Raw genomic sequence first — 12,530 nt, 5'->3', positions numbered from 1 at the left:
ATCCAGCTCGTGCGTTTGACGAGTGCCCGGACCTTCCGTCTGTCGCTCCGTCCCAACGTATCAGGTATCCGCGCTTTCTCGCCTTGCCTTCCGTGCGGGCGCTCCGTACACTGCGGCCAGTTTTTCCCTATCGCCTCACGCACTTAGCGTGTTTCACGTGTGACGAATACGGTAGGGACCACACGATACGGCACGACAGACAGGAGAAGATCGATATGGCCGAGGGATACTTTCCGAAGTGGCAACCGCAGGACACCGCCTCCGGGCGCGTGATCGCCCCCGATGAGCGTCTGCCGTGGCCGCAGACCATCGCGATGGGCGTGCAGCACGTGGTCGCCATGTTCGGCTCGACCGTGCTGGCCCCGTTGCTCATGGGCTTCGATCCGAATCTCGCGATCTTCATGTCGGGCATCGGCACGTTGCTCTTCTTCGTGCTCGTCGGCGGACGCGTCCCGAGCTACCTCGGCTCCAGCTTCGCGTTCATCGGTCTGGTCATCTCGGTCACGGGCTATGCAGGCAGCGGCCCGAACCTGAACATTCCCGTCGCCCTCGGCGGGATCATTGCGTGCGGGGTGCTCTACGCCATCATCGGCCTAATTGTGATGGTCGTCGGCACGCGCTGGATCGAAGCGCTCATGCCGCCGGTCGTGACGGGCGCGGTCGTCGCGGTGATCGGCCTGAACCTGGCACCGGTCGCGGTCAAGGGCGTCTCGGCCACCAGCTTCGACACGTGGATGGCGCTGGCGACGGTGCTGTGCGTGGGCCTCGTGGCCGTGTTCGCACGCGGCATGGTGCAGCGTCTGCTGATTCTGGTCGGCCTGCTGCTCGCCTACGTGCTCTATGCCGTGCTGACGAACGGCATGGGAATGGGCAAGCCGATCGACTTCGCCGTCGTGGCCAACGCTGCGTGGTTCGGTCTGCCGCACTTTGCCGCACCGGTGTTCAAGCCGGAAGCGATGGTGCTGCTCGCGCCCATCGCCATCATTCTGGTGGCTGAGAATCTGGGGCACATCAAGGCCGTGAGCGCCATGACGGGGCAGAACCTCGACCGATACATGGGTCGTGCGTTCCTCGGCGACGGGCTGGCGACCATCGTGTCGGGCAGCGTCGGCGGCACGGGCGTGACGACGTATGCCGAGAACATCGGCGTGATGGCTGTGACGAAGATTTACTCGACGCTGGTGTTTGCGGTGGCGGCCGTACTGGCGCTGGTGCTGGGCTTCTCGCCGAAGTTCGGCGCGGTCATTCAGACGATTCCGGGTCCGGTGCTGGGCGGTGTGTCGATTGTGGTGTTCGGTCTGATCACGGTGGCCGGTGCGCGCATCTGGGTGCAGAACAAGGTCGATTTCTCGGACAACCGCAACCTGATCGTCGCCGCAGTGACGCTGGTGCTGGGCGCCGGCGACTTCACGCTGAAGTTCGGCAGCTTCTCGCTGGGCGGTATCGGTTGCGCGACGTTCGGCGCGATCATTCTGTATGCGCTGCTGCGCGGACGCGGCGCGTCGCGCCCGGCGGCGATGTAATGTTTCACCCTGCGCCTGCGAGTACCGGGGCGTGCGATATAAGCGGCACGGCGATTACGTCGTGCCGTTTTTGTTTGTGAGGATCGTTTCGAGGGGCGGCGCTTGCAGGTGTTCGAGCAACTGGCGGGCATAGACGGGCAGGGCGTCGCGTTCGCGCATGCACAGCACCAGCGTACGCAGTGCCCATGGGTCGACCAGCGGCACGATGCCGATGTCCAGCGTGGCGGCCGAGCGATGGGCCGCGCTCAAAGGGACGATGCCCAGCGCCGCGCCCGTCGCCACCGCACGGCACAGGCTGTCGAAGTCGCGCAGACGCAGCCGGTAGTGCAGGGCGCGTCCCGCGCGTCGGGCGTGACCGTCGATGTGTTCGGCCAGCGCACTATGCGCGGGCAAACCGATGAATTCCGAGTCGAGCACGTCGGCAAATGCGATGCCCTCGCGCGCCGCCAGCGCGTGCCCCGGCGGCGTGACGATCACCAGACGATCCTGCCGGAACGGCACCGTCTCCAGCCCCGTCAACTCGATCCAGTCGGACACGACGCCGATGTCGGCCGCGCCTTCGAGCACGGCCTGCACGACGGCAGGGCTCGTCTGCTCGCGCAACGCGATTTCCACGTTGGGATGGTCGGCCAGGAACGCGCCCAGCAGATCGGGCAGGAATTCGGACATGGCGACCGTGTTCGACGCGATGCGCACGTTGCCCTTGAGGCCGGCCGCGTACTCCCCGAGTTCGCCGCGCATCTGTTCGATCTGGAGCAGCACGCGACGCGCATGTGCGAGCAGGGCACGTCCGGCGGGAGTGGGCACGACGCCCTGCGGATGGCGCATGAAGAGCGCTACGCCCAGCGTCTCTTCCAAACCGCGAATGCGGGCGCTGGCAGAGGCCAGTGTGAGATGCGCGCGCTCGGCACCGCCAGTGATGCTGCCGGCTTCGGCCACCAGCAGGCAAAGACGCAGATCGGTCAGGTCGAATCTCATGGGATGGGCACGGGATAGGGACGGGATGGGCAGGCGCTGGGCACGGATGAGAGACAGGGTGCAGTCAGTGTAGCGGTTCGTCCGGGCACGATGGCGACTGACTTGGGCAAGGGCGCATGGTAAACTACGCGCTTTCAAGACACGGCCGTACCCGCGACGGTCTCGCCCGCCAAGCCGCAGAGTTTCATTCGCCGGCGGGTCGTCTTGCTGGCGTCTTCAGACGCGTCGCCCGGATGAGCGCGATGCGTGTCGCACGCCCACGCGGGCATTCCATCAAGAACAAACAACATCGATACGCGCGGGGACACACATCGTGGAGTCCGCGCATTGGTCTTTATATGTCTTTTGAAACGCTCGGCCTATCGGCCGACATCTTGCGCGCGGTAGCCGATCTCGGTTACACGCAGCCGACCCCGATTCAACTGCAAGCGATTCCGGCCGTTCTGCAAGGCGGCGATCTTCTCGCCGGTGCACAGACCGGAACCGGCAAGACGGCAGGCTTTACGCTGCCTATCCTGCAAATGCTCTCGTCGCGTTCGCACCCGGCTGCCGCCAACGGCAAGCGTAAGGTGCGCGCCCTCGTGCTGACCCCCACGCGCGAGCTGGCCGCTCAGGTCGAAGAGAGCGTCACGCAATACGGCAAGTATCTGCGTCTCACGTCGATGACCGTGTTCGGCGGCGTGTCGATGGTGCCGCAGGTCAAGCAACTCTCGCGCGGCGTCGACATTCTCGTCGCCACGCCGGGCCGTCTGCTCGACCACATGCAGCAGAAGACGGTTGATCTGTCCGGCGTCGAAATTCTCGTGCTCGACGAAGCGGATCGCATGCTCGACATGGGTTTCATTCGCGATATCCGCCGCGTATTGGCGGCGCTGCCCGCGAAGCGCCAGAACCTGCTCTTCTCGGCCACGTTCTCCGACGAAATCAAACAGCTGGCCGACGGTTTGCTCAAGTCGCCCGCGCTGATCGAAGTCGCGCGTCGCAACACCACGGCCGAGACCGTCGACCAGAAGATCTATCCGGTCGATCGCGACCGCAAGCGCGAACTGCTCGAACACCTCGTGCGCGAGCACAACTGGTTTCAGGTGCTGGTCTTCACGCGTACCAAGCACGGTGCGAACCGTCTGGCTGAGCAGCTGACGAAGGGCGGCATTCCCGCACTCGCCATTCACGGCAACAAGAGTCAGGGCGCACGCACGCGCGCGCTCGCCGAGTTCAAGAGCGGCACGCTGCAAGTGCTGGTCGCGACCGATATCGCCGCACGCGGTATCGACATCGACCAACTGCCGCACGTCGTGAACTTCGATCTGCCGGAAGTGGCGGAAGACTACGTGCACCGCATCGGCCGTACGGGCCGTGCCGGCGCGAACGGTGAAGCCGTCTCCCTCGTGTGCGTGGACGAGCATCAACTGCTCCAGCAAATCGAGCGTCTCATCAAGCGAACCATCGACCGCGAAGTCATTCCGGGCTTCGAGCCGGATCCGCATGCCGTGGCACAGCCGATTCGCAAGAATCAGCAAGGTAACGGCCGTGGCGCAGGCGGCGGTGGCCGTGGCGGTCGTGGCGCGGGTGGTGGCGGTGGCGACGACGCGCGTCAAAGCGCACGTGCGCCGCGCGAACCTCGTGAGCCTCGTGACGGTGGTCGTGGCGCGCGCCAGGGCGGCGAAGCGAAGCCGCGTCGCGAAGGCGAACGGGGTGGCCGTCAGGGTGGCAATGGTGGGAACGGTGGTAATGCTGGCAACAGCAGCAACGTCGGTCAATCTGCCGGACGCCGCGAGCAGGCACCGAAGCGTCCGGGCAATCCGGTTGACGGTCAACGCGCACCGGCACGCACCGCGCAGGGTGCGGGCAATGCACGTCAGGGACAGAACGCTGCGCGTGCGCAGAACGGCGGCGGCGGTGGCGAGCGCGGCGACTTCGGTCAGCGCGGTCCGCGTCCGGCGCGCCGCGACGGTGCCGGCGGTGCCCTGCTGATGGGCAAGCCGAAGCGCGATTAAGCGCTTCGCCGGACGTATCGACGATGTGCACGCAGCTCAACATTCCGGTGAATTTGAGCTGCGGCATGGCGTTGCGCGAAGCTGCCCGGCGGCTTCGCGACGGGGGCTGCGACGATCACGCGCATCACGTCAATAGGCACTCGAACACGCCTTCGCCGGCGTCTCCCGATGCCTCAGGGTCAGCCCCGACGAGTGCGCTGCGCAAAATAAGTAAAATATTAACTTTTTGCGCCCGAGACTCTCATGATCGCCCGTGTCACCCGGCTGTTCCCCTTGTGGGCCTTGCTGCTGTCCGTCTTTGCTTTCTTCTCGCCGGGCAGTTTCACCGGCATCACGCCGCATGTCACGGCACTGCTCACCGTGGTGATGTTTGCGATGGGCGTCACGCTGACGTTCGACGACTTCAAGCGTGTGTTCACCCGTCCCGCCCCCATCGTTGCGGGTGTGGTGCTGCACTATCTGGTGATGCCGCTGGCCGCCTGGATCATTGCACGCGTGCTTCACATGCCCCCCGATCTGACGGCGGGCATGGTGCTTGTTGGCAGCGTAGCGAGCGGCACGGCATCGAATGTCATGATCTATCTCGCCCGCGGCGACGTTGCGCTGTCGGTCACCATCAGTGCCATGTCGACCCTCGTCGGCGTGTTCGCGACGCCGCTGCTCACGCGCTTGTACGTCGATGCCTCGATTGCTGTGGACGTCGAGGGTATGTTGTTGTCGATTCTTCAGATCGTGGCGCTGCCGATTGGCGCGGGTCTGCTCATCAATCACTTCTTCGGCCGCGTGGTACGTGCCATCGAAGGCGTTCTCCCGCTGGTCTCGATGGTGGCGATCGTGCTCATCATCGGCGCCGTCGTCGGGGCGAATCAGGGCAACATTGCCACGGTGGGGCCGCTGGTCATGGTGGGCGTGATTCTGCACAACGGACTGGGGCTGCTCGGCGGTTACTGGGGCGGTCGTCTGCTGGGCTTCGACGAATCGATCTGCCGCACGCTGGCCATCGAGGTCGGCATGCAGAACTCGGGTCTGGCTGCCACGCTCGGCAAGGTCTACTTCACGCCGCTGGCCGCATTGCCGGGGGCACTGTTCTCCGTTTGGCACAACCTCTCGGGCTCGCTGCTCGCGGGTTACTGGCGCGGTCGCCCGACCGGCACGGCCAACGACAGCCAGGCGACGGCAACGCGTCCGACGCACTGAATTTTCTTTGTGCCGCGCACCGGTGTGTGCGGCGCGCAACGGGAGTCCGCACCGTCATCGCGGACATTTGCCTTTCCGTCTCTCATCGCCTACAACTTCGATATACCGTTCGCGGCGGTGAGAGAGTCTGTAGCACGGCGCCCGTCCGTGTTTCCCTTCCCCCGCTCGCCCACAGGGCGTATTCCGACGTGACCAGCGTCGACAGTCCGCATTGCGCGTATGGCTTTGTTGCGCGATGTGCTGTCGTGGTCCGGCGTACGAGCGAGCGGTCTGGAGTGTCTCAAGCATGTTGCGAAAGAATCCGCGCGGGGATTACCCCGTGGTGCACGAAACGTCGTTCGTCGATCCCACGGCCATTTTGTGCGGCCAGATCATCGTGGGCGAGAACGTCTTTATCGGACCTTATGCGGTGTTGCGCGCCGACGAGGTCGACGAAGACGGCAAGATGGAGCCGGTCGTGATCGGCGCCAATTCCAATATTCAGGACGGGGTCGTGATCCATTCGAAAGACGGCGCACGCGTGACTATCGGCGAGAACACGTCCATCGCTCATCGCTCCATCGTGCATGGACCTTGTGTCATCGGTAACAACGTCTTCATCGGTTTCAACTCGGTGCTGTTCAACTGCGTCGTGCACGACGGCGTGGTGGTGCGGCACAACAGCGTGATCGACGGGCGCGATATTCCCGAGAACTTCTACATTCCCTCGACCACACACATCAGCCGCGAGACCGATCTCGCGACCATTCCGAAGGTCACTGTCGATGCGCGCGAGTTCTCCGAATCGGTGAGCCGCACGAATGTGCAGCTCGCGCGCGCCTATCGTCGGATTCAGAACGAGTTCTGACGATAGGTGGCGACTCGCCAGCATGCTGCTGGCGAGTGCGCGGTGGCCGTGAACGTTTTGTTGGAGTCCGTCATGTCTTTGAGTGTCAACGGTATTGTCATCGACGCACGCCGCGTCGCCGATGAGATCGATCAGCATCGGGACGCGGCCGATCCGGAAGCGGCGGCGCAACGCGCACTCGTGAGTCGCGAGTTGTTGCGGCAGCGGGCGCGCGATCTGCGCCTGCTGTCCGAGGACGCGGGGGCTAGCGACGACGCTGTCGTCGATGCGCTCTTCACGCGCGACGTGCAGGTGCGGCATCCGACCGAAGCCGAGTGCCGGACCTACTTTCACGATCACGCCGGGCAGTTCCGCGTGGGCGACAAAGTGCAGGCGAGCCACATCTTGTTTGCTTTGTCGGCGGGCGTGCCGCTGTCCAGCACGCTGGGGCGCGCGCAGTCCGCGCTCGACGCCGTGCTCGCGGAGCCGACGTCGTTCGAAACCGTCGCGCAGGCCATGTCGGATTGTCCGTCGGGACGCAGTGGCGGCAGCCTCGGCATGCTCGCGCGTGGCAGCGGTGCGCCGGAGTTCGAACTGGTGCTGTTCTGCGGCGACCGGCTAGGGGTGTTGCCCCGACTGGTCAATACGCGTTACGGCTTCCATGTGCTGCGCATCGAGCGTCGGGTGAAGGGCCGCATGCCGCCGTTCGAGCGCGTGGCCGATCGCATTGCTGCACAGTTGTACGAGCAGGCGCGCGCACGTGCGCTACGTCACTATGTCGCGTTGCTCGCGGACGCCGCCGAGATCAGTGGCGCGAACGACGAGCACGATATGCCCGATTGGAACGAGAGCGAAGGACCGACGCGCGTGCAGTAATCGGCACCGCACTACGTGCATTAGGTGCATTAGGCGCAATACAAAAGGGCGCTGCCCGAGCCGGCTTCACCAAGGAAGCGGCTCGGGCAGCGCCCTTTTTTGACGTCCGTCGTCGTCAGCCGACGATCAGTTCGAGCGTGAGCGTGTCGAGCGTGAACGAGCCGTCGTCCTGAATCTTGAAATGTTGTCGCACACCGTCCGCCATCGCCGTTTGCAGCGCGCGGATGGCGACCTGCATCGGTTCCGGCGTACGCATGCGCGTCGTCCACGTCTTGAAGTCGAGGTCGAGCGTACGCGGGGTGAGCGATGCCACCGAGAAGCCTGCGCCTGCCGCCATCGTCAGCCATTCGCCCGATGTGTAATCGCGCACGTGCGAGGTGTCGCGCAACACTTCCACCGCTTGCAGATAGGTGTCGAACAACGGCTGTCCGCTGGAGGCGACGTCGCAGATTACGACGCGGCCACCCGGCTTGAGCACGCGGCGCATCTCGCGCAGTGCCGCGCCGACGTCCGCCCAATGGTGTGCGCTGTAGCGGCTGAAGACGAGGTCGAACGACGCGTCGGCGAACGGCAGCGATTCGGCTGCGCCGAGTTGCGTGTCGACGTTCGTCAGCCCGCGCTTGGCCGCCTCGCCCGCGACCACGCCGAGCATGTCGGCCGAGAGGTCGTAAGCCACCACACGGGCGACGTGTGGCGCGGTAAAGAAGCTCACGTGACCTGCGCCGCAACCCAGATCGAGGACTTGCGCATTCGGGTGTGCGCGGGCGATCGCGGCGAGTTGCTCCAGATCGGCGCCCTGCGCATGGTTGGCGCTCGTCAGATAGGCCGACGCCTGCGGGCCGAACTGGCCGGTGACGACGGCATTGTGAGCCTCATGGGAGGCAGTGGCTTTGGACCGAGGGGTGTCGCTCATGTGGCTCACGGGGAGTCTCCTTCGTTGGTGGGGCGGGGCGCAATCTGTCGCGTCTTGCGCCGTGTGTATCTGGGGCTTGCGCGACATCGATGGGTCTCACGATAATGGCTCATCGATACCGGTACAAGTTGCCTGTTTATCCTGGTATGAAAACTACCCCCATCCCCACGCAGTCCTCGCCTTCGGCCGAGCATACGCCGACTTCGCCCCACAGCGACGATGCCCGTCAGCGCCGGGCACTCGGCGACTTCCTGCGCGCCCATCGCGAACGGCTGACGCTCGCCGCCGTCGGTCTCCCGCCGATGGGCCGACGTCGCACGCCGGGGCTGCGTCGCGAGGAGGTCGCGCAGTTATGCGGCTTGTCGTCGACCTGGTACACATGGATCGAGCAGGCGAGGGAGGTGTCGATCTCAGCGGGGGCGCTGGCGGCCGTGGCGACTGCGCTGCGGCTCTCGCGCGCCGAGCGGGCGTATCTGTTCGATCTCGCAGGCAAGCGCGACCCGGAGCGCGGTGCAGCGCCGCTGCCGCATCACGCAACAGCGCAGGTGCAAGCGGCGGTGGCGGCGGTCGCGGCACCTGCTTACGCGCTTGATCGCTGTTGGGATGTGCTCGCCTGGAACGCGGCGGCGGCCGATATCTTTCGTGGATGGCTCGACGCGCCGGGCGTGTCAGGCGGTGCGGGGAATGCAGGGGGCGCAGGCATGAAGAACCTGCTGCGCTACATCTTCCTCGACCCGGGCGCGCGGACGTTGATTCAGGATTGGGAAAGCCGTGCGCGGCGCGTCGTTGCCGAGTTTCGCGCCGAATGCAGCGCCTATCTGGACGACACGCCGGTGCGCGCGCTGACCGATGCACTGCAACGCGAGAGCCCGGTGTTCGCGGCGCTGTGGTCGCAGCAGGATGTGGTGGAGCGCGAAGGGGGACGGCGCGGTTTTCATCACCCGTCGCGCGGCGACATCGATTTCGCGCAGGTGACGTTCCGCCTGTCGGGGCATGACGACGTCAAGCTGGTGATGTTGCTGGCGTGAGCCACGAGGTCGACCGATTGCGTCGACCTATCGCCAAGCGGCCGCTAACCGGCTGATCAACCCGCCGCCGGGCGCAGCCACTGCACCAGCAGCGTGGCGGTGGCCATGCCGAGCAGCGTCATGACGAGCGAGCCGCCCACGTGCACGACCACGATGAGCGACGCCCAGCCGATCTGGCCTTCGCGCAGCAGCGTGGTGACTTCGGCGGAAAACGTGGAGAAAGTGGTGAGGCCACCGAGGAACCCGGTGACGACGAACAGCCGCCACTCGACGGGAATCGACGGAATGTAGCTGAACACCGCAACGGCGATGCCGATGAGATAGCCGCCGCCGAGATTGGCAGCGAGGGTGCCGAGAGGAAGCGTCGGCAGAATGGCGTTGAGTTGTACGCTCAGTACCCAGCGCAGTAGCGCGCCGAGCGAAGCCCCGAGGCTGATGGCGACGACCGAAGCCAACATGAGTGATTCCTCCCGACCATCCCACAGAATAAAAAACGGCCAGCCGTTTCGGGCTGACCGTCCTCGCCTCTCAAGCGAATACTGCGTGCGTTGCCACTGACATGGCCAAAGGACTTAGTCCTTCGGGAACGACGTGGCGCCGCCGTGCGCGCCCGACCACTCGGCCGGTGCGTGCAGGAATTTCTCGACTTCGTCGAGCGTCTTCGTGTCGAAGTGGTTCTGCTGCTTGGCGACACGCAGCACGTCCCACCACGTGGCGAGCGAGTGCAGCTCCACGTCGATGTCCTTCAGCACCTGACGGCTTTCCGGGAAGATGTCGTAGTGGAACACCACGAACACGTGGTTCACCTTCGCACCGGCTTCGCGCAGCGCCTTGCAGAAGTTGATCTTGCTGCGGCCGTCGGTCGTCAGATCTTCGACGAGCAGCACGCGCGAGCCTTCCGGCAGATCGCCTTCGATCTGGGCGTTACGACCGAAACCCTTCGGCTTTTTGCGGACGTACTGCATCGGCAGCATCAGCTTGTCGGCGATCCAGGCAGCGAACGGGATGCCTGCGGTTTCACCGCCGGCGACCGTGTCGAACTGCTCGCAGCCCACGTCCTGAATGATCACGGCTTCTGCGAAGTCCATCAGCGTACGGCGCACGCGCGGGTACGAGATCAGCTTGCGGCAGTCGGTGTAGACCGGGCTGGCCCAGCCCGAGGTGAAGATGTACGGCTTCTCGGCGTTGAAATGCACCGCGCCCACTTCGAGCAGGATCTTGGCGGTGATGTCGGAAATCGCCTGGCGGTCGATGCCAATCATGATGCGGTTCCTTAGCGTAGCTGCCCGCCGTGCGGCGCGCAGCCAGGAGTCGTTGATGAGTCAGCGGTGTGCCGCGCCAACTACCGCGCAAAACACGCCACGCAGAGGAACAGCTTACTGCGGCGGGACACCGTCTGAGGCAGCGGGCGGCACGTCTTGCGACGAACGGCCTGCGCTTAAACGCGAATTATGCCACAAGTTTCAGCAAATGCGAGGTCAATTATGCACTGAGCGTACATTCGTCGACGCACTGATACGCACAGTGTGAGCGCACGGCGCATATGAAAAAGGCCCAACGACAGATGTGTCCAAAAAAAGAGACAGTTGCCGAGCCTTTATGACAGGCATACACTCTCGCCGAAATTCAGACCGGTCCAGACCCTTCCCATGCCCAACGATTCCTCGCCTTCCCTTGCCGCACCGGCCTCCGCCGTGCCGAAGCAAGACACCGCTTACGCGAACCGCGCCCTGTGGGCCTCGGCCATCGGCTACGCCATGGACGGCTTCGATCTGCTGATCCTCGGCTTCATCCTGCCGGCCATCGCGGCCGATCTGGCGCTCTCCAGCGCGCAGTCGGGCGCACTCGTGACGTGGACGCTCATCGGCGCGGTCGTCGGCGGCATCGTCTTCGGCATGCTCTCGGACCGCTACGGCCGCGTGCGCGTGCTCTCGTGGACCATTCTGCTGTTCGCCGTCTTCACCGGTCTGTGCTCGCTCGCGCAGGGTTACTGGGATCTGTTGGCGTACCGGACCATTGCCGGTATCGGTCTGGGCGGCGAGTTCGGCATCGGCATGGCGCTGGCGGCGGAAGCCTGCGCACCGGAACGCCGTGCGCGCGCGTCGTCGTTCGTCGGTCTCGGCTGGCAGGCCGGGGTGCTGGCTGCGGCACTCCTCACGCCGCTGCTGCTGCCGGTCATCGGCTGGCGCGGCATGTTCGCGGTCGGCCTGCTGCCGGCGGTCGTGTCGTTCGTCATGCGTCGCACGCTGGGCGAACCGGAGATGTTCCTCGCGCAACAGCAACAGCCGCGCGAACATGCGCCGCTCAAGCTGCTGGTGAAAGATTGTGCGACCACGCGCGCAAGCCTCGGCGTGGCCATCCTGTGTTCGGTGCAGAACTTCGGCTACTACGGCCTGATGATCTGGATGCCTTCGTATCTGTCGAAGACGTTCGGCTATTCGCTCACCAAGTCGGCCATGTGGACGGCGGTGACCGTGCTGGGCATGGCGTTCGGCATCTGGCTGTTCGGCCGTCTGGCCGATCGGTTCGGGCGTCGTCCCACGTTCATCGGCTACCAGATCGGCGCGGTCGTGATGGTGTTCGTCTATGCGCAGCTTCAGTCGCAGTTCTCGCTGCTGATCGGCGGTGCGGTGATGGGCATGTTCGTGAACGGCATGATCGGCGGTTACGGTGCGCTGATTTCGGAGCTGTATCCGACGGCGGCGCGCGCCACGGCGCAAAACGTGCTGTTCAACATCGGCCGTGCGGTCGGCGGCTTCGGCCCGCTGACGGTCGGCGCGCTGGCGGCCGCATACTCGTTCAAGATGGCGCTCGTGTTCCTCGCGGGCATCTACGTGCTCGACATTCTCGCGACGCTGTTCCTGATTCCGGAACGTCGTGGCGAGGCGCTGGTTTAAAGCGCTCCGGTAGGCGCCACGTCAATCCCAGCCGCACGCCAGCCTTGCTGCGCGTGCGGCATCACGCTTCTGGCGCAAGGTGTACACTTTGCGTCCTGCGGTGAGCACCGGCCACCGCAAGTCCCACGGTCCGACGCGCGCGAGCGCGGTATTCAGGATCGGGGAAGCGATGGTCATCACGCCATTGCGCTGCGAAGAACCCCGTCGACGACACAATCGCCGAATCCCTCCGGTTGGCTCTTCCCCCCGCCGTGATCCGTCAAAAGACGGCTGAGCCCAGACACCGCCCGCATGC

General features: G+C 64.9%; 12 protein-coding genes. 7 read left to right on the top strand and 5 right to left on the bottom strand.

Annotated features, from left to right (window positions below):
- Positions 1-215: 215 nt before the first annotated feature.
- Positions 216-1,523 carry a solute carrier family 23 protein gene (locus PAQ31011_RS22680; protein ID WP_150577958.1) on the top strand — a complete coding sequence of 436 codons (1,308 nt, stop codon included), beginning with the start codon at positions 216-218 and terminating at the stop codon, positions 1,521-1,523.
- A 54-nt stretch (positions 1,524-1,577) separates the two neighbouring features.
- On the opposite strand, the gene PAQ31011_RS22675 is transcribed toward PAQ31011_RS22680, so the two are convergent.
- The gene (locus PAQ31011_RS22675) at positions 1,578-2,501 is read right to left on the bottom strand and encodes a LysR family transcriptional regulator (protein WP_150577957.1); all 924 of its coding nucleotides are present in this window, start codon (positions 2,499-2,501) and stop codon (positions 1,578-1,580) included.
- A gap of 338 nt (positions 2,502-2,839) precedes the next feature.
- On the opposite strand from PAQ31011_RS22675, the gene PAQ31011_RS22670 reads away from it, so the two are divergent.
- From PAQ31011_RS22670 to PAQ31011_RS22655, 4 genes are all read left to right on the top strand, one after another.
- Positions 2,840-4,498, top strand: coding sequence for a DEAD/DEAH box helicase (locus tag PAQ31011_RS22670; protein WP_150577956.1), 1,659 nt, complete (start codon positions 2,840-2,842; stop codon positions 4,496-4,498).
- Positions 4,499-4,741: 243 nt separating this feature from the next.
- Positions 4,742-5,695: a ketopantoate/pantoate/pantothenate transporter PanS gene (gene panS, locus PAQ31011_RS22665; RefSeq protein ID WP_150577955.1), complete on the top strand. Its 954-nt coding sequence runs from the start codon at positions 4,742-4,744 to the stop codon at positions 5,693-5,695.
- A gap of 286 nt (positions 5,696-5,981) precedes the next feature.
- Entirely contained in the window at positions 5,982-6,542 is a 561-nt protein-coding gene (locus PAQ31011_RS22660; RefSeq protein ID WP_039393831.1) for a DapH/DapD/GlmU-related protein, read from the top strand.
- 72 nt (positions 6,543-6,614) lie between these two features.
- Positions 6,615-7,397 (top strand): peptidylprolyl isomerase, encoded by a 783-nt coding sequence (locus PAQ31011_RS22655; protein ID WP_150577954.1) that lies wholly within the window; start codon positions 6,615-6,617, stop codon positions 7,395-7,397.
- A 115-nt stretch (positions 7,398-7,512) separates the two neighbouring features.
- Here the strand turns inward: PAQ31011_RS22655 and PAQ31011_RS22650 are convergent, their stop codons facing one another.
- Positions 7,513-8,310 carry a class I SAM-dependent methyltransferase gene (locus PAQ31011_RS22650; protein ID WP_150578091.1) on the bottom strand — a complete coding sequence of 266 codons (798 nt, stop codon included), beginning with the start codon at positions 8,308-8,310 and terminating at the stop codon, positions 7,513-7,515.
- Between the two features lie 146 nt (positions 8,311-8,456).
- Here PAQ31011_RS22650 and PAQ31011_RS22645 point away from each other — a divergent pair, with 146 nt between their 5' ends.
- The gene (locus tag PAQ31011_RS22645; protein ID WP_150577953.1) at positions 8,457-9,338 is read left to right on the top strand and encodes a helix-turn-helix transcriptional regulator; all 882 of its coding nucleotides are present in this window, start codon (positions 8,457-8,459) and stop codon (positions 9,336-9,338) included.
- A gap of 56 nt (positions 9,339-9,394) precedes the next feature.
- Here the strand turns inward: PAQ31011_RS22645 and crcB are convergent, their stop codons facing one another.
- On the bottom strand, positions 9,395-9,796 hold the full coding sequence (gene crcB / locus PAQ31011_RS22640) for a fluoride efflux transporter CrcB (RefSeq protein ID WP_150577952.1): 402 nt from the start codon (positions 9,794-9,796) through the stop codon (positions 9,395-9,397).
- 114 nt (positions 9,797-9,910) lie between these two features.
- Positions 9,911-10,600: an orotate phosphoribosyltransferase gene (locus PAQ31011_RS22635; RefSeq protein ID WP_039393823.1), complete on the bottom strand. Its 690-nt coding sequence runs from the start codon at positions 10,598-10,600 to the stop codon at positions 9,911-9,913.
- Between the two features lie 387 nt (positions 10,601-10,987).
- Between PAQ31011_RS22635 and PAQ31011_RS22630 the strand changes: the two genes are divergently transcribed.
- Positions 10,988-12,235: an MFS transporter gene (locus PAQ31011_RS22630; RefSeq protein ID WP_150577951.1), complete on the top strand. Its 1,248-nt coding sequence runs from the start codon at positions 10,988-10,990 to the stop codon at positions 12,233-12,235.
- A gap of 21 nt (positions 12,236-12,256) precedes the next feature.
- Here PAQ31011_RS22630 and PAQ31011_RS26500 read toward each other — a convergent pair whose 3' ends face one another.
- Positions 12,257-12,412: a hypothetical protein gene (locus PAQ31011_RS26500; RefSeq protein WP_174990240.1), complete on the bottom strand. Its 156-nt coding sequence runs from the start codon at positions 12,410-12,412 to the stop codon at positions 12,257-12,259.
- Positions 12,413-12,530: the final 118 nt, after the last annotated feature.

It is taken from the genome of Pandoraea aquatica, from assembly GCF_902459565.1.
GTDB lineage: Bacteria > Pseudomonadota > Gammaproteobacteria > Burkholderiales > Burkholderiaceae > Pandoraea > Pandoraea aquatica.
This window is presented reverse-complemented; position numbering and strand designations above follow the sequence as displayed.